Source organism: Natronotalea proteinilytica (assembly GCF_055379935.1).
The window spans coordinates 131,884-149,809 of record NZ_AP043947.1 but is presented as its reverse complement, the minus strand read 5'-3'; the positions used below and the strand labels follow the sequence as shown (position 1 = coordinate 149,809).

At 56.1% G+C, this 17,926-nt stretch carries 11 protein-coding genes; 4 read left to right on the top strand and 7 right to left on the bottom strand.

What is annotated here, in order from left to right; genetic code table 11:
- Positions 1 to 100 precede the first annotated feature (100 nt).
- From ACZ5AL_RS00880 to ACZ5AL_RS00850, 7 genes are all read right to left on the bottom strand, one after another.
- Entirely contained in the window at positions 101 to 5,113 is a 5,013-nt protein-coding gene (locus ACZ5AL_RS00880) for a C25 family cysteine peptidase (RefSeq protein WP_464511543.1), read from the bottom strand.
- 108 nt (positions 5,114 to 5,221) lie between these two features.
- Positions 5,222 to 6,397, bottom strand: a complete 1,176-nt coding sequence (locus tag ACZ5AL_RS00875) for a glycosyltransferase (protein ID WP_464511542.1) — start codon at positions 6,395 to 6,397, stop codon at positions 5,222 to 5,224.
- A 27-nt stretch (positions 6,398 to 6,424) separates the two neighbouring features.
- Positions 6,425 to 7,945: a polysaccharide biosynthesis protein gene (locus tag ACZ5AL_RS00870; protein WP_464511540.1), complete on the bottom strand. Its 1,521-nt coding sequence runs from the start codon at positions 7,943 to 7,945 to the stop codon at positions 6,425 to 6,427.
- Between the two features lie 313 nt (positions 7,946 to 8,258).
- Positions 8,259 to 9,440 carry a glycosyltransferase family 4 protein gene (locus tag ACZ5AL_RS00865; protein WP_464511539.1) on the bottom strand — a complete coding sequence of 394 codons (1,182 nt, stop codon included), beginning with the start codon at positions 9,438 to 9,440 and terminating at the stop codon, positions 8,259 to 8,261.
- A gap of 28 nt (positions 9,441 to 9,468) precedes the next feature.
- The gene (locus ACZ5AL_RS00860; RefSeq protein WP_464511537.1) at positions 9,469 to 10,116 is read right to left on the bottom strand and encodes an acetyltransferase; all 648 of its coding nucleotides are present in this window, start codon (positions 10,114 to 10,116) and stop codon (positions 9,469 to 9,471) included.
- Positions 10,113 to 10,736, bottom strand: coding sequence for a sugar transferase (locus ACZ5AL_RS00855; RefSeq protein WP_464511536.1), 624 nt, complete (start codon positions 10,734 to 10,736; stop codon positions 10,113 to 10,115). The genes ACZ5AL_RS00860 and ACZ5AL_RS00855 overlap by 4 nt, the downstream gene beginning before the upstream one ends.
- Entirely contained in the window at positions 10,733 to 11,890 is a 1,158-nt protein-coding gene (locus tag ACZ5AL_RS00850; protein ID WP_464511535.1) for a DegT/DnrJ/EryC1/StrS family aminotransferase, read from the bottom strand. Before ACZ5AL_RS00850 ends, ACZ5AL_RS00855 begins: the two co-directional genes overlap by 4 nt.
- Positions 11,891 to 12,470: 580 nt before the next feature.
- Between ACZ5AL_RS00850 and ACZ5AL_RS00845 the strand changes: the two genes are divergently transcribed.
- The 4 genes from ACZ5AL_RS00845 to cysN all read left to right on the top strand — a co-directional run bounded on the left by ACZ5AL_RS00845 (position 12,471) and on the right by cysN (position 17,843).
- On the top strand, positions 12,471 to 13,862 hold the full coding sequence (locus tag ACZ5AL_RS00845; protein ID WP_464511534.1) for a UDP-glucose dehydrogenase family protein: 1,392 nt from the start codon (positions 12,471 to 12,473) through the stop codon (positions 13,860 to 13,862).
- A gap of 89 nt (positions 13,863 to 13,951) precedes the next feature.
- Positions 13,952 to 14,914 carry a UDP-glucuronic acid decarboxylase family protein gene (locus tag ACZ5AL_RS00840; RefSeq protein ID WP_464511532.1) on the top strand — a complete coding sequence of 321 codons (963 nt, stop codon included), beginning with the start codon at positions 13,952 to 13,954 and terminating at the stop codon, positions 14,912 to 14,914.
- A 72-nt stretch (positions 14,915 to 14,986) separates the two neighbouring features.
- Positions 14,987 to 15,898: a sulfate adenylyltransferase subunit CysD gene (gene cysD, locus ACZ5AL_RS00835; protein ID WP_464511531.1), complete on the top strand. Its 912-nt coding sequence runs from the start codon at positions 14,987 to 14,989 to the stop codon at positions 15,896 to 15,898.
- Between the two features lie 58 nt (positions 15,899 to 15,956).
- Entirely contained in the window at positions 15,957 to 17,843 is a 1,887-nt protein-coding gene (gene cysN, locus ACZ5AL_RS00830; RefSeq protein WP_464511530.1) for a sulfate adenylyltransferase subunit CysN, read from the top strand.
- Positions 17,844 to 17,926 lie beyond the last annotated feature (83 nt).

The window sequence follows — 17,926 nt, the reverse complement described above, 5'->3', positions numbered from 1 at the left end:
ATGTTCTATTTGCAATGTAGCAACCATCTGCCACAGTTGCAGCCCTTATCAGAGGCGTATGTGTACAATTCAAAGAAGCGGCTGGATTAGCGAGCTCCCTTTATCGAATCACCGCAACACGGCCCACCTCGCCCTCATGCGTTCCTTCGTCGCCCTCCATGCGAACGTGGTACAGATAGACCCCAGTAGCAACGCGATCGCCATCGGCATCGCGCCCATCCCAGCGAATCATATTCCAGTCGGTGCTGCGGAGCCCGGCTCCATCGTTGGCCTGCTCACCTCGCAACTCGCGCACCAGTCGTCCTGATACGGTGTAGATACGCAGTCGCAGGTCGCTGGGAGCGGTGGTTCCGCCACGAATCCGAAAGGCAAACTGCGTATGGTCGACCATCGGATTCGGATACGGATACATTACGTCGATCTGCTGATCCTCTTCAACGCGAACGTGCGTCTGGTAGGCCTCCTCCAGTTCATTTCCACTTGCATCTTCCGCCTCTACGCGAAGTGTGTAGGTGCTATCACGCCCCGACAAATCAGGCTCGTACAATACACGTGCATCCTGCTCATCGGTGGCTGGCTCAAAAGTGAGCACCTCACCGTCATACTCAATCTGTTCATCGTTGAGGTACACATCTACTAACTCCTGATTCTCAATAGGCCTGAGTTCGTTATCATCTTCGATGACGATCTCAAATGTGGGCCGCGTAGACACATAGGGAAGTGCAGGGTCGGTCAGGTTAACCAGTGGTTCGGGGTTGGCTGGAAGTTCGCGACCTTCAACACGTACTTTCACCGCCGGAATGGTTTGATCCGCGGTAACCGTGAACGGGGTTGTTGTTGCATTGTTAATGTCGATGCGCTCTTCGTATCGATCTTGCTGCACACGTACGTTGAGGGCATTTGTGCCCACACGGCCGAGCGTAGAGATCGTCACATTGCTGTCGTAACTGGCATCAGGAGCGAGGGTACCGAGCGTATCGACCGTCGCTGTTTCCGTGACGTTTCCGGCATCATTGATGGCATAACGCACCGTGACTTCAGACGCTTCTATTGAGCCCCAGTTTACCACCCGTGTTTCAACGGGCAAGTCGGCCCCTTCCTGTAACGTGTCGGGCAATTCGGCCAGTGGAGTCGGGTCTAGAATAAGTTCAGGCACCCCCGCGTAGTCAACCGACCAGGCGCGGAGCTGAGGCGGCACACGGTCGGGCTCATTACGCAACGTAGCATCCAGAAAGATGTACGGATGGGTTTCGGCGTCGATCTCATCAAGCGTATGTGCAACTTCCAATCCCGTTAGATCGCTGATAAGCAACGTGGAATCGGATGCCGATCGGACATCAACTCGCATCTCGCTATCAGGGAATGGACTTTCAGCATGCCACTCAATTTCTCCCCATCCCGAAGCGGGCCCAATAGGCGGCGTTTGTACCGTGCCCGAGGCGCGGGCAAACGCAATCTCGTGATCGAGTCCGTTGATGTTCCGTTCGTCGGGCTCGGCGCTAGGATCGGTTACGAGTTCTTCGGTTTCGGCCGGATCGCCTTTCTGTGTTTTCAATGCCCACACGTGGCGGTAATCGAGCGTATCGATGGCGGCGCTGTAGGGCTCATCCGCCGGATCGGTGCCCATGTTACGGAGCATGTCTTTGACCTCATCGGGAATGGTGATTCCGCTCTCTCGGCCCAGATGCCGAGTCCGCAGGAAGATATAGTCACCGTCTTCAGGCACCGTATCTAAAAATTCAGCCATGGCTTCGATCGCCTCCTCCTGATCGCCATTATCGCCAATGAGATCAGAGCGCAAATCGTACGTTGGAAAGGCTTGGGCATCGCGCACTTCACCGGTGGTGCCATCCATCACCAGAAGGCCAAACCCAAAAGAAAGGTAGAGGTAGTTGGCCGATCCGTTGATCACGAAACCATGTGTGTTCTCGCCCTGCCCGCGTTCCGAATAGATGCTCACGTTGTTGGTGAACGTATCAAACGCCCATCCTTGCGCCGCCGCATCGAAGCGAACATCATCGGTTGTGTTTGTTGCAAACAATGCGTCCCGCTGATTCCAGGCAACATCTGGACGCTCGGTATCAACGATAAAGCGCCCCGTTTTCCAGATAGGCTCTGCATTCGGGTCGATGACGAGACGAGCGCGCCAGTAGTGCACTGTGGCGTCATCCAAAGGGCTTGGCGTCCACTCCAGCAGCGCTCCACTGACCGATTCAGTGTGTGTTTGGAGCGCCGACGAGTCAAACGTGTCCACCGTATCGACTTGCATCTCTACCGTAAGGTCTTCAGCGAAATTGGCTTGCCGCACTAGGTTCATACGAAGCGTCGGCGTAGATGTATTGACGGCATGCTGATCAATGGGGGAGATGAGTTCTACACCCGTGTCAAAAATGACCTGTTCGCGGGTGGCCTCGTTGTTGGTAAGCACCTCTTCATCGTACTCGTTTTCAGGGTCAATAGCGACCCGAAATTGATTGGTGCCTACAGCTTGTTCGTCCACTGCCAATGTAAACGTTTCAACGCGCTCTACTGCAAAGCGAGGCACGCGGCGCTCTTTGGTGTTGGTAGATCCGTCGGGGCGTGTCCAGGTCAACGCAACGGTCACACTATCGTGGGCAACAAGCCCTCGATTACGAAGGCGCACGTCAATGTCTAGATCGTCGCCGGGAATAGGGGCGGCCGAGGACAAACGAATCGCGTCGCTAGTGATATGGAAATCGGGTTTGCCTGCAATGGCTATTTCTGTGGCCGGATCGCCAAGCAGCCCGTACTGCATCAGATGGTCGCGGTAGGTGGTGCTGGTTCCAAACCGATCGGCAATTTCCGCTTTGCCTTCTTGCGTAGCGAGGCCAAGTACCCGCACGGTATCCTGAAACACACGCTCAATGAGTTCGTCGTTCAGCCGTGCCGATGGAATGCGATTGCCCAAAGCCGAGGTGCCCCAATGCGCAATCCCTCCGTTTTCAGAGCCCGCTACCGGCGTACCGTCGTCGTTGCGCTGCCCCACCACCAGACGCTCGCCCAACGAACCACTGCTCGTATTTCCAAAGGTGCGCCCAGCAAACGCGCCGGTGCGGCATCCCAGCGATACCACAACGGGGAGCCGTCCGGCATTGTTAAACTCTTCGGGCGGATCGGTCACAATTTCCCAGGTTTGCGCGCCCGAGTGCCCAAAGTAATTCAGCCAGCCTGCGCCGCGCTCAAGGTCTACGGCCAGGGAGTCACGAAAGGTGGAGTCAAGCGGGTCATCCACCTGCTTGTAGTAGCGGGTGGTATCCATCCCAGCAACGTAAAGCGAATCTTCGGTACCTGTGGCCCATTCGCCCCATCGATTGGAGTAAAATTGCAGGGATTGCTGTTCGGATGCTGAGGTCCCCCCGGCTACCAACATCATGCGTTGTTGCCATAGATCGAGGGGAGCTGACTCGTATTCCTCGATTTTGTCGATAAAGAGCTCACCTTGCGCGTTGGTACGCACAGGAATGCGCCCAATGGCAAGAAACTCACTCCAGTCGCTCGGTCCGCTTTGCTGCATGGCATACCACCCATCGGAAGGCGAATAGCCGAATGATGGAATGCTCCAATCGGGCACGCGCTCATCTCCTCCTAGATTGGTGTAGATGGGGTGCTGCGCATCTCCCCAAAGCGCTAGAAAGTCGGGGGCATTGCTCCAACTCTGGGTGCTGTGCACGAACCGCCGAATAGCAATGGGAGTGGGACGCCCATAGTCAAAGGCTGCGAAAATGTCGTCCAGCGGAACCACGACGGTTTCGTATCCGCCCTGAATGCTGCGATAGTCGGCCATCGCCTGGGCACTTTCTTCGAGCGCAGGCGGTGTAATCAGCACATAATCGGCGCTGTGTAAGTCGGTATCGACCCAGTCGGTAGCGATGTGCGGCTCCATCCCTTCCGGCGATTGGTATCCGTTGGAGCCTACAGCCCAGAAGGTATCGTCGGAATCCTCGGCAACTACCGTGACGGTTTCGCCCTCGGTTTTCGTGGCGGTTTCAGGGCCGTACACAATAGGCGTGCCGTTGTGATCGCTCAACTCAAATGTTTGCGAACCCGTGCTTGCAAGCGTCCAGTGCTGCCAGTCTTCTCCTGGACGCGCAGCAAGGGTGCGATCGTAATCGGCGGCAATCCAGTCCAGGAGCACACGATTGGGCGTACTAGAGGGCGGCGGACAACTGCTATCGAATCCGTCGTTGTAGGAGATAAGCCGCACGTCAAGCCCATCGTCGGGAATGCGCGACGGGTCGACAGTCGTTTCGATGGTAGCACGGTTTTGGCCTTGCCAGGACACCTCGTCGAGTGATTCGTAGGTCATGCCGTTTCCATCAGTGAGTCGTGCCGTTGCCTCGACCCGATGGCAGGTGCTTGTTTCTGCATCTAGACGTACGGTGAGGGTCAAAGGCGTGCTGGCCGCCGCATCGCGACGACTTACTGGCAACGTGTACTCGAAGATACGCTCGGCGGTACCACTGTGCGAAAAACGATGCCAGTAATAGCCCTCAGAACTGGAGTAGATGGGCGTAAAGTTTTCTCCTGAACGTCCGAAGTAATATCGCGTGTCGTGCTCGGCCCATGCCGTATCGCGCACCGTGCTTGTAGGAGAAGTGGGCTCGTGACTTGATGCTTCGTACCGCATCCCTTCAGTCGTCTGTCCCCACGTAAGCCAGTACGTGGTGGTGTCGGTATACAGGCTGCGGTGGTCGCTACTCTGCCAGTTCGCGTTATCGTTATACGCCCATAACTCGTCATCCCCCCGATTCCGAAGCCCCACAAAGGTCAGCGCATCGTCATCGGTTAGTGTCTCCTCAGCCGACAGATCAATGGGCACTTCGGTGCCGTGCTCAAAGAGTTGTATTGTTGACGGGTCGATGCTATCCAGGGTTTGTCCATCAGGAAGGGCTTCGGCGATGTCGCTGCCTGTTATCTGATATACACCGTCTTCGGCTACATCGATTTGGATGTACGGCATCCCGGGCTCGTACCAAGAGGTGTCATAGTCTAGCCCGCCATGTTGCGCCTTCAGGGTTTGCGCTCCTCCAACAGCTAACAGCCCAACAATGGTGGATAACACGTACCAAGTGGGTACCCAAAACCGCATCATGATAGTATGAGGATACGTGAGTGATAAGGGAAAAGCCACTGGCGTTATAAGGGATCTTTATGGGATGTCCTATCTGTTATGTACCGCGCCAGCCTTGTCTCGTTACATTCAAAACGCCCTTCCTTTATACGATGCCATTGCCTCACGGTACAAGGCCTTCGTCTGTCTTACAAACGTACGACGGTCGAAGCGATTGTGCAAGGAGGCCCGAAGCGTTTCGGGGACATACTGATCATGCTTGTGCTGCATACGACGAAGCCCCGCGGCGAGCGCGCTAACAGAGTTGGGGGCCACAAGCGACCCAGTTTGTTCAGTTACTGTGTACTCTGGACCGCCACATCGTGTTGCGAGCACGGGGCATCCCGTAGCCAATGCCTCTAGCACTGTGATGCCGAAGGTTTCATATCGGCTTGGTAGCACAAATACATGCGCTTGATAAAGCAAGGAGCGCACCTCCGTTCCAGATATGTGTCCATGAAACTTCACTTGTGACGCAATGCCTTTTTGCTGTGCCGTATGCTGCAAGGCCTTCGCCTCGGGGCCGTCTCCGCCGATGTGCAATTCTACCGACGGGGTGTCTTCAAAGGCCTGCGCAAAGGCTTTCAGCAGCACATCCACGCCCTTTTCCGGCACCAGACGCCCAACCGTCACAAACCGTAGCGGAGGGGGAGCCGTGCGCTGGGGGATGTCAAAAAAGTCCGTATCCACAAAATTGGGAACGATACGCATTGACGACGGACCGCCCCATTTTTCCTGAAGCACATCGCGCATCATCGGACTCACAGCCCCCACGGCATCAGCTTGCGCAAACGCGCGCCGGGCCCTCAATCGCTGTTCAGGAAGCAGTGTCTCCCGCGCAAATCCGCTAAAATGCTCGGTAAGCGCAACCGGCCGGTTCCACTGCCTTCCAATACGCACTGCCGCAGCTCCTGCCCATTGGGCGCTCATGGCATGAATCAGGTCTGGCGTTCCATACGTGTTTGCATAACGCTCGGCTAACTGCCCGGCATCGCGGATACGTGCGGCGAAGGTGCCGTTGAGTCGAGAACGCACATTCCAGCTATGCTTCCGGAGAACAGGCAGCCCATGCTCTATACGCCAGCGTATTTGAAAGCGGTGGTGCAAAAGGGCTTGCAATGTGACCCGCCGCAGGCTATGGTGCTCCGGATACACAACGCCCACGCTGTGCCCTGCTGCTTGAATTGCATTAAGTTGGTCATAAAAATACCCTCCTGATGCCTTTACGTCCGTGGGAAACCAGGAGGGAATGACCAGAACATGCATACGAGTCTACGCAGAGTAATGGGCAAACTACTCGTCGGCATGCATCCATGAGGCCGCTCCTGCAGAAGGATCGATAATGAGCCGCCGAAGATGCGATGCAGGCACATCGGGATTACGACACTGGCGCGCAATGTGCTGGATGTGCAAATCGAGCTCGGTACGACTGTGGGGCATGGTGCCTTGTACGCCGAGTATAGAGGGATGCGCAGTGTCTTCCACCGTTTCCTCGGGGCCGGCCAATACTTCGCTTAGCTTTTCTCCGGGACGCCGCCCTACCACATCAATCATTGTTTCTGCGGGCAGGTGAGGATACCAGCGCTGCACCAACTGCCTGGCAAGATCCATGATACGCACCGGCTCGCCCATCCGAAACAGATATACGGGATGGGCATCTAGCACCAGCGTATGCAAAATGAGGCTGCAGGCCTCCGACGTGCTCATAAAGTAGCGCTCCATATCGAGGTGCGTGATAGGCACGGGCTTGCCCTCTGCCAATCGCTTTTCAAAGAACGGCACCACGCTACCCCGGCTGCCAAACACATTGCCAAATCGAACAATGGTACGCTGCACCGGCGAGGTGGCTGAGCGCACGTACCACTCCGCGAGTTGCTTCGTAGCCCCTAACACACTGGTAGGCTCTACCGCCTTATCGGTGGATACGAACACAAAGTCTTCCACGTCATGCGCTTCACACAACTCGAGGAGCTGAAGCGTGGCAAGCGTGTTGTTGTGAAATGCCTCGGCGGGATGGTGCTGCATCAACGGTACATGCTTGTAAGCAGCGGTGTGGATCACCACATCGGGCGCAACGCGCTGAAAAAGGCGTTGCATGGCTTCGGTATTGCGTACGTCGAGCAAGCACCGCTCGATGCTCCCTTCGTAGGAATGCTCCCGCAGGGCGTGCTGCAACTGATACAAGTTGTACTCGCTCATATCGACAAGCACCAACCGAAAGGGGTGAAGCGCTTGCAATTGCAGGCTTAACTCTTTCCCGATCGACCCTGCTGCTCCTGTGACCACAACGGTACGGTCGGCCAGCACGTTACGCAGTGCGTTGGTATCAATGTCCGAAGCAGGGCGATCGGTAACCTCTTCTAGAGTAATGGGATCAGGATGCCTATTGGGTGTGGCAGGCACCCGCTGCTGTTCCACAATAAGGCGGGCCATGGCGCGGGTGCCAAGCATGCCCACCATTCCCATCAGCCAGTGTACGAGCACAACCTCACGTGGCATGTAGGCTCCAGAGTCGCTTAAATATAGCAGAGCCATCGTTGCCAGTGCAGCGGCAGTAAGTGCAGCCGCCATGCGTACAAACGCCCGAAGATGGAGTGTGTGGACCTCGCGCGCATATCCTTTGGCAAAAGCGAGTGCGCCCAGGTAAAGTAGCCCTGCTCCGGCAGCGGTTAGACCCACAAATTGCTCCGTTAAGTCCGCTCCTCCAACAAGCGCCTGGGCAACAATATACCCCACGACAAGAATGGCACCATCAACTCCCAGCCAGGCAATACGCCGAATCCAACGTGGTATAGAACTGATCGATTTGATCATGATAAAATGCGCCCGATCAAAAGCAGATTGTGTTAAGGGTAGTCTCTAAACTTACGGATAGCACTTCACTTTTCTTAACATCGTTAGAGATACTACCCACTAATATGCAATGTAAGACGTTTTTACGCAACCATCGATTAAGTCGTGTTATTTATGTACTATTTTTGATGAAACTCGGCTTTCCGCCACGGTACTGAACAAAAAAGTCGGGTGAAACCAACTACTCTTCAGCGTGGATCACGCTCTGTACTGCTAGTACATAAGCCCGTTCTGCCTGGAAAGGCCCGTCTGATTTTTGTTATGTACTGTCGCGTCAAACAATGGTCTCGACCAACTCTCTGTAGGATTGCATCTGGCATGCGCGATCAAACCGGGTGTGGGCGAGGCTAATTGCGTTGCGCGCCCAGCGGTTGTGGCTGGATCGGGGTGCATCTGCATGCTGCCGAATGCACAATTCTAAAGCATTGGGGTCTTCAGGAGGCACGTACCAACCGCATTCTCCAGACTCGACAAGTCGCTTTGTCCATCCGCCATTCGTTACAATGACAGGCGTGCCTGCTGCCAGGCTATCGTAAAGCTTAGCCGGAGCGTTCGCATTAAGCACCGGTCGATTGATGAATGAGGTAATAGATAGATCGGCTCGCTTGAAAAGGGCCAGTGTGCGTGGATACGGTTGTGAGGGCAGCAGACGCACATTGGGCAGGCACCGAGCTGCCTCACGGACAGTCGGCTCATGGTACCCGGCTCCAACAAACAACATGACAATATCGGAGCGATCTTGCAGTCGAGCGGCAGCGTCGAGCAACGTCGGAATAGCATTGGCACGCCCGAACGAACCGGCGTAGAGAACAAGATGCTGTTCATTGCTTACATCACAGAGCACGTCTTTGGCCGATGCGTTTCGCAGCAGTGAAAGGTCGGTGCCGTATGGATTCATGGTCACGCGGTTGCGCCCAACATACCCTTGCACGTGAGCAGCCATGTCGGGCGAGAGGGCGACCACATGAGCCGCGCTGTGATACAGCTTGCGCTCCAGCGCATACAGCATGCGCTGCGCCCAGGCCGAGGGCACCGTGCCCATCTGGATCGGAAAATCGGGCCAGAGATCGCGCACCTCGAATATCCAGGGGACGCCGTAATGATGGGCTACGCATGCTGCAACCATGGGAACCGATAATGGTGTAGAAGACGCCAAAATCACATCAGGCGCGTCGATTCGAAACCCATGCAAGGTGGCTTTTGCCGCGTACTGCCCAAAGGCCCGTATGCGCTGTAGTGGACGCATTTCATTGCGATATGGGACGACCAACTCATGAACTGATACAGTAGGCGGCACCCAGTCATCGTTGAAGGTAATCCGGCGCTGCCGTCCCGTTTGGGTTGTGATTAATGTAACTTTGTGATCCGTGGCAAGCGCATTGACAAGCGCATGCGGGCGTGCTGCGGTGGGGCAGTCGGGCGTGTGGTAGTATTGTAGGAACAGAACAATGTGCATGCAAAGGCAGCGGTATTTCAATAGACAGCTATGAGACGACACGAGCCGGAACGCCGACTACCGTTGCTCCAGCCGGCACGTCTTCTGTGACCACCGCCCCTGCTCCCACACGAGCCTTTGCCCCAATACGAACGCCAGGCAGCACAACCGCTCCCGTACCCAATTCGCATGCTTCACCGACATGCGTATTGCCAGACAAGTGCGTGCCCGGATGCAGGGTTGCAAACGCTTCGATCTCTGTATCATGTCCAATTGTGCTACCCAAATTTATGATAACATGCGCTCCAATACGAATGTCAACTGTTAGCGTAGCTCCATTGCACACAACTGCCCCAGGGGCAATAGTAACACTTCTATGAACTTCAATTGAGGGGTGAATGAGCGTCGCAGACTGCAGTGTTGAATGGGACACCACATTGAAGAGACGACGACGCACCTGTCCGTTGCCAATGGCAAGCACATACACATCTGCTTCAATAGGAGACTCGGGGGTTTTAAGAGTTGTGCTGCCTCCCATGACTTGATATCCCAGGAATGACCGACCATGTACAGCAGGATCGTCATCAACAAAGCCTTCGATCATCCACTGGGATTCTTCTTCGGCATTGATTTCCTCCACCAATTGAGCCACTTCTCTACCAAACCCACCAGCCCCTACGATTGCAAGACGCTTCATTCCGTAATGCTCTTGGTCTCGGGAGACAACGACTGTGCACGGAAGGTCTCATTGGTACCTGCTGAACCATACACGCCAGTAGCGTGCCACAGCACGATTGGGGTATGCAGCACAACCTTTGCATCCACCCAGAACGACTGATTACGTACATACCACACATCAAGCCGAATGCGCTCGGGCCACGAAAGCGCGTTGCGTCCGTGGATCTGTGCCCAGCCCGTAAGTCCCGGCTTTACCTCCAGCCGTTTCCGCTCGAACGCCTCGTACTGGGCAACCTGATCGAGCAGGGTTGGACGCGGACCCACCAGGCTCATATCGCCACGCAACACGTTCCATAACTGCGGGAGTTCATCTAACGCCCAACGCCGCAACACCCCGCCGGTACGCGTCAGGTGCGCCTGTGGGCATGCCGGGTCGTGTGCCTCCTGACGCAGTGTGCGAAACTTATAGATGCGAAATGGACGTCCTCGATACCCGGCCCGTTGCTGTGTAAAGAGAACCGGACGCCCATCGAGCAGGATAATGGCAACCGCAATAGCACCCAGTACAGGACTAAGCAAAACAAGCACCGCTCCCGCAATCAGACGATCCAAAATGGGCTTCCAGAAGGTATAAGTCATAACGAAGCCGATGAGGAAACGGCGTCAGACGGTGCACAGGCCGGGAGATAGGTATGCAGCGCCTCAACAACGCGGTCCATTTGCGCATCAGAGAGCGCTCCAAAGAATGGGAGCGCCAGCGTGCGAGCCGATACCGATTCGCAATGGGGAAACGTGCCCCGGGCGAACCCGAAACGCTCCCGATAAAGCGGCTGTAGATGGATCGCCGGGAAGTACGGCGCACACCCAATACCCGCCGTACGTAACACCTCGCAAAGTGCATCGCGGTGCGTGCGTGACCAGGGAGGACGCAGTTCAACCACGTAGACGAACCAACTTCGCGTACCGTTTGCTATCGTAAGAGCCGGGCGACGCAAATCGCTCGCAAATGGTTCAAGGGCTTCATGGTACCGGGCGGCAACCTCAGCACGGGCTGACAAAATCTCATCGAGGCGGTCAAGTTGGGCAACCCCCAGCGCAGCCTGAAGTTCACTCAACCGGTAGTTGTACCCGAGGCGCACATGGCGCATCGCTCCATCGGTAGCCCGCCCCTGATTGCGGAGCGAACGGCAGATGGAGGCAATCGCTGCATCGTTGGTGGTAATACAACCTCCCTCCCCGGTTGTGATTTGCTTGTTTGGGTAAAACCCAAATGCCGCGGCATCGCCCCAGGCCCCGAGCGGTTGGTCATGGGATGTTGCCCCCAGCGCCTCACAGGAGTCGGCGATAAGGGCGAGATCATAGGCATCCGCAATGTCCTGCAGGCGTTGCCACGGAGCCGGACGCCCAAACACGTCGACGGCAAGAATCGCGCAGGTGTCGTCGGTGCATGCTGCCTCAACACGCTCAGGGTTGATGTTGTAGGTTTCAGGGTCAATGTCTACGAATCGGGGCGTTAGTCCTTCAAAAAGGAGCACGTTTGCCGAAGCGACGAAGCTGTACGGCGTGGTGATGACTGTTCCGCCTTTGGGCAAGTCGAGCGCTCGAACAATGCAGTGAAGCGCAGCCGTTCCACTGCTTACGGCCACCGCATGGTCGGTGCCGCAACGCATTGCCATTTTTTCTTCAAACCGCTCTAATGCCGGTCCCATCGATAGCCGATCTCCTTGCATCACCGATGCAACGGCAGCACGCTCATGATCGGTAATGTCGGGGCGAGCCAGAGGAATAGACACAGGTGGCAGCACGATTGGTCAATTTGCATACGTGCGTTAATATAACAAGACGCGCCCCAAGAACCAACAGCGTGTTGCCCGTTCTGATGAAGAGGATTACCCGCCTCCCTGAAGGAAAAACGCGAAATTTGGGGGAATAGACGCGTGTATCATCGAAAAGATGTACGCACGCTGCACCTTCCACAGGCTCATTCGTTGCAACCCTGATGTGCATTAGCCATGTTAAGCACATGCGGCCGCCGGGGTGCAAAGCTCCTGACGAACCTCATACTAAACGGAGCAAGCAATCACCTACTGTTGCCGAACCCGAAGCAAGCGCAGGGCAACACCAGATGCAAATGCCTCCTGCAACATAAGAACGGGTAGGGAGATTGAAAAGCATGCAACATCCTCCTAAACGCCAAACGTGCACACCTGTGCGCCATACCCCGGCTCATCTATACACCAATACTCCCTTGTGCATGTCTCCGAACCATGCACTACGCAATGAACACCTCCTCTTATATTCCGGAGGTGAGCTCCACGCCAACAGGAGGACCATACGGTCTACTTCTTTTCGAACTTTGAGAACCTCCGACTTATGAACATCGCAATTATAGGCACCGGCTATGTAGGCCTGGTGTCTGGAACATGCTTCGCTGAAATGGGCAACCGCGTCGTTTGCATTGACATCGACGAGAACAAAATCGACCAGCTCCGTAACGGGCAACTCCCCATCTACGAACCAGACCTGGAGCACTACTTCAACCGCAACACCAGCGAAGGGCGCCTTACCTTCAGCACCGACCTGGCCGACGGCGTTACCCACGCCGACTTGATCTTTCTTGCCCTGCCCACGCCTCCTGGTGAAGACGGCTCAGCCGATCTTTCGTATGTGCTGCAGGCAACTGGCGACATCGCCGAACTCATCAACAACGAAGACGAAGAGCGCTATCGGCTGATCATTAACAAGAGCACCGTTCCTGTTGGCACCGCCGACCAGGTACGAAATGTGCTCGAAAATGCTGGTCTGCAAGCAGGCAAGCAGTTCGATGTCGTCTCCAATCCCGAGTTTCTGCGCGAAGGCGTAGCCGTTGACGACTTCCTGAAGCCCGACCGCGTTGTTATTGGCACCTCCAGCGACAAGGCGGCCGATATGATGACGCGCCTGTACGAGCCGTTTGTGCGTCAGGGCAACCCCATCGTTGTGGTCGACGAACGCTCGGCCGAGATGATCAAGTACGCGGCCAACTCCATTCTCGCCACGCGCATCTCGTTTATGAACGAGATCGCCAATCTCTGCGAAAAAGTGGGGGCCAACGTCGATAAGGTGCGGCTCGGTATTAGCAAAGATCACCGTATTGGTCGGCACTTCCTGTATGCAGGTATCGGGTTTGGGGGCAGTTGCTTCCCAAAAGATGTGCAGGCACTGCACCGCACCGGACGCCAAAATGGGTATGACTTCAAGATTCTTGATTCGGTGCTAGAGGTGAACGACCGGCAGCGTAAAATGCTTGCCGAGCGGGTCATCGAATACTTCGATGGCGATGTCGCCGATAAGAAAATCGCCATTTGGGGACTTTCGTTTAAGCCAAATACCGACGACATCCGCGAAGCACCGTCGCACATCATCATCCGAACCCTGCTCGAAGCGGGCGCCGAAATCGTAGGATACGATCCCGAAGCCATCGAAACCACGCGCAACGTATTTGGCGATGCGATCGACTACGCCGACGATATGTATAGCGCCCTCGACGGGGCCGACACGCTCGTTGTATGCACCGAGTGGAACGCTTTCCGCCGTCCCAACTTGGCCGATGTGCGCGACCGCCTGGCCCAACCGGTGATCTTCGACGGACGCAATGTCTTCGATCCGAAGCACATGGCCGAGATGGGCTTCATCTACTCCAGCATCGGGCGCCCGAGCCTGCCACCGGAACGCGATGAAGACGCCATTGAGGAAGCCCTCGCCGAAAACGGACAACCCGCGTAGCGCGTCGCCTGGCTACGACCAACCCACTTCTACAGGGAGTGAGTTTCGCGTCTCACTCCCGCTTTTTTCACCGATGCTCCCTGATTCTTATGCCTCGCACACTCATCACCGGCGGTGCCGGCTTTCTTGGTTCGCACCTGTGCGACCGCTTCATTGCCGAAGGCCATGAAGTCCTTTGCATGGATAACCTCATCACGGGCTCGACCGATAATATCGCCCACTTGTTCGAGCGCGATGACGAACGCTTTACGTTCATCAAGCACGACGTAACGAACTTCATTCACGTTAGCGGGGAGCTTGATTACGTGCTGCACTTTGCAAGCCCCGCTTCGCCCGCCGACTACCTGCGTCTGCCGATCCAGACGCTCAAAGTAGGCGCCCTGGGCACGCACAAAGCGCTCGGGCTCGCCAAAGCGAAAAATGCCCGGCTCCTGCTCGCCTCCACCAGCGAGGTCTACGGCGATCCGCTTGTACATCCGCAGCCCGAAGACTACTGGGGTAACGTCAACCCCATTGGGATGCGCGGCGTGTACGACGAGGCCAAACGGTTTGCTGAAGCCATCACGATGGCGTACCAGCGCTACCATGGTGTGGAGACGCGTATCGTACGCATCTTCAACACGTACGGCCCACGCATGCGCATCGACGACGGACGCGCGCTGCCCACATTTATGAGTCAGGCGCTTAACGGAGAGCCGCTTACCGTCTACGGCGATGGCAGCCAAACACGCTCCTTCTGCTATGTCGACGACTTGGTCGAAGGGATCTACCGCCTGCTGCTAAGCGACGAAAACGAACCCGTCAACATTGGCAATACGCAAGAGATCACGATCAAGGAGTTTGCCGAGGAGATCATCGACCTGACAGGCTCGAAGAGCACCATCACGTACGAGGAGCTTCCCAAAGACGACCCTCAGGTGCGCGAGCCCGATATTACGAAGGCTCGCGAAACATTAGGGTGGAGCCCCACCGTTGACCGGCGCGAGGGCCTTCGCAAAACCCTCGACTATTTTCGTGAGGCGGTCAACGCCTCGGCAACAGCTGATGCATAAAATAAAGCCTCAACACGACACGTATCTTTTTTACATCATTCGATAGCGTTTTTCAAGCGCGACACGCGACGTATGAACGTATCACCCGACGAAGCCAAACATCTCGATACATTAGAGTCAGAGGGCATTCACGTTATTCGTGAGACCGCCGCTCAGTTTGAGCGCCCCGTGCTCATGTTTTCGGGCGGCAAAGACTCGCTGGTCATGACGCACCTGGCCCGCAAAGCCTTCTACCCGGCTCCCATCCCGTTTCCACTGCTGCATGTGGATACGGGCCACAACTTCCCAGAGACCCTTCGCTTCCGCGACGATCTCATGGAGCGCATCGGTGCCGAATTGATTGTGCGCACCGTGCAAGAATCCATCGACAAAGGACGCGTCAAAGAAGAGCAGGGCCCGAACGCCAGCCGCAATAAGCTGCAGATCGTGACGCTCCTCGACGCGCTGGATGAACTTGATGTCGATGCAGCGCTTGGCGGAGCGCGCCGCGATGAGGAGAAAGCACGTGCTAAAGAGCGTTTCTTCTCACACCGCGACCGGTTCGGACAGTGGGACCCGAAGAAGCAGCGCCCCGAGCTTTGGAATCAGTACAACGGACGACGGAATCCGCAAGAACACTTTCGCGTCTTCCCGCTCAGCAACTGGACGGAGCTCGACGTGTGGCAGTACATCGCCCGTGAAGAGTTGGAGATCCCAAGCCTCTACCTCGCTCATAAGCGTGACGTGGTGGAACGCGACGGCTCGCTGCTGGCGAAGTCCAAATACATCTCGCTGCGCGAAGGCGAGCACTACGCCGAAAAAATGGTCCGCTTTCGCACCATTGGCGACATGACGTGCACCGGTGCCGTTGAATCAACAGCTACCACCATCCCTGAAGTGATTGAGGAGGTAGCCACGGCGAACCATTCAGAGCGGGGCGGACGCACCGACGACCAGCGCTCCGAGGCAGCAATGGAAGATCGCAAGCGCAAAGGCTACTTCTAACTCTACATCGGCCCCACGCCGAACCTGCTCCTCTATATTTAACTGATGATTCCCTCTTATGGATTTACTTCGATTCACCACTGCCGGAAGCGTAGATGACGGCAAGAGCACGCTCATTGGGCGGCTCTTCTATGACACGCAAGCCATCTTCGAGGAGAAGATGTCCGAGATCAAGCGCAACACGCACCGCGATGATGACGACCTCGAACTCGCGCTTCTTACGGATGGCCTGCGAGCCGAGCGCGAACAGGGGATTACCATTGATGTGGCATACCGCTACTTTGCCACGCCGAAGCGCAAGTTCATCATTGCGGATACGCCTGGTCACGAGCAGTATACCCGCAACATGGTAACCGGTGCGTCGACCGCCGAGCTTGCTGTTGTGCTGCTTGATGCACGCAAAGGCGTGCTCGAACAGTCGCATCGACACGCGTTCATCGCGTCGCTGCTCCAAATCCCGCACATGATTGTGGCGGTCAACAAAATGGACCTGGTTGACTACCGCGAAGATCGCTTCCGTGAGATTGTGGACGAGTTCCGCGGCTTCGCCGACAAGCTCGATGTGAATGACATTACGTTCATTCCCATCTCGGCACTTAAGGGCGACAACGTCGTCACCGAAAGCGAGAAGACGCCGTGGTATCAGGGCGCTACACTGTTGCACCGCCTGGAGACGGTGAAGACGCAGACCGATCGCAACCAGGTAGACTTTCGCTTTCCCGTGCAAAACGTAATCCGTCCGCACCAGGACTTTCGCGGGTTCGCAGGACAAGTTGCTTCAGGCAGTGTGCGTCCGGGCGAAGAAGTGGTGGTGCTTCCCTCTAAGATCAGCACGGAAGTTGAAAGCATCGTCACCCTCGACGGCGAACAGGAAAAAGCCGGTCCGGGCGAATCGGTGGTGATTTCTCTCGCCGACGAGATCGACGTAAGCCGAGGCTCCATGATCGTGCGCAGCCGCAACCGTCCTGAAAACACACGCCGTGTGGATGCCGACCTGTGCTGGATGGACGAGGAAAAGCTCCGCCAAGATCGGCCCTACATTGTGCAGCACACCACGCGTGAAACGCAGGGGTATGTGTCGAACCTGGTGTATCGCATCAACGTGAACACGCTGCATCGCGAAGAGGCAAACACCCTGACGCTCAATGAAATTGGCCGCGTCGAAATCGAAACAGCCGACCCGCTGTTTATCGATCCATACCGCGTGAACCGACACACAGGGCGCTTCATTCTGATTGATCCCGATACGAATGCGACCGTTGCGGCGGGCATGATTCGTGGCGTGGGGCAAGACGTAGCCGCTGTTGGTGAGGAACCCCAAACCTCCAAAGAGCAACAAACAAGCCCGAATGTGACGTGGGAGGGACTCGCAATCCCGCGCGAGAAACGCGAAGAGCGCAACGGTCACAAAGCGGCTGTCATGTGGTTCACCGGCCTGTCAGGAGCAGGCAAGTCCACCGTCGCCAAAGCACTGGAAGAACGCCTCTTCGATCGCGATGTCCAAACGATGCACCTCGATGGCGACAATGTGCGCCATGGACTCTCGGGTGATCTGGGGTTCTCGGCCCACGACCGGGAAGAAAACGTGCGTCGCGTAGGCAAGGTCTCGCGCCTCTTCTTTGAGCAAGGCACCCTTACGCTGTGTACTTTCGTGTCGCCCTATCGCGATGATCGTGATCGCGTGCGCGAGTTGCTGCCTGAGGGCCGCTTCTTGGAAGTGCACGTAGACTGTTCGATCGAGGTCTGTAAAGAGCGGGATCCTAAGGGACTGTACGAGAAAGCCGAGAAGGGCGAGATCTCGAACTTCACTGGCATATCAGCCCCTTACGAAGAACCAGAAGATCCTGAAATTGTCGTTCGCACCGACGAACATGACGTAGAAACCTGCGTGGATCAGATCGTCGATGCGCTCGAAGCACGCGGACTAATTCCTGCAGTAGATTGATCTACTGCAACGGAAGCTACGGCTTCATAGAGCGCATCGGCTTCGTGTCGGTGCGCTCTTTTTTATTTGACTTACTCTCCGAA

Bases quoted from the DNA above. Each gene is read 5' to 3' on its own strand.
- cysD (WP_464511531.1), top strand. From the start codon at position 14,987: ATGAACGTATCACCCGACGAAGCCAAACATCTCGATACATTAGAGTCA.
- ACZ5AL_RS00880 (WP_464511543.1), bottom strand. From the start codon at position 5,113: ATGATGCGGTTTTGGGTACCCACTTGGTACGTGTTATCCACCATTGTT.
- ACZ5AL_RS00865 (WP_464511539.1), bottom strand. From the start codon at position 9,440: ATGCACATTGTTCTGTTCCTACAATACTACCACACGCCCGACTGCCCC.
- ACZ5AL_RS00840 (WP_464511532.1), top strand. From the start codon at position 13,952: ATGCCTCGCACACTCATCACCGGCGGTGCCGGCTTTCTTGGTTCGCAC.
- cysN (WP_464511530.1), top strand. From the start codon at position 15,957: ATGGATTTACTTCGATTCACCACTGCCGGAAGCGTAGATGACGGCAAG.
- ACZ5AL_RS00845 (WP_464511534.1), top strand. From the start codon at position 12,471: ATGAACATCGCAATTATAGGCACCGGCTATGTAGGCCTGGTGTCTGGA.
- ACZ5AL_RS00855 (WP_464511536.1), bottom strand. From the start codon at position 10,736: ATGACTTATACCTTCTGGAAGCCCATTTTGGATCGTCTGATTGCGGGA.
- ACZ5AL_RS00870 (WP_464511540.1), bottom strand. From the start codon at position 7,945: ATGATCAAATCGATCAGTTCTATACCACGTTGGATTCGGCGTATTGCC.
- ACZ5AL_RS00860 (WP_464511537.1), bottom strand. From the start codon at position 10,116: ATGAAGCGTCTTGCAATCGTAGGGGCTGGTGGGTTTGGTAGAGAAGTG.
- ACZ5AL_RS00875 (WP_464511542.1), bottom strand. From the start codon at position 6,397: ATGCATGTTCTGGTCATTCCCTCCTGGTTTCCCACGGACGTAAAGGCA.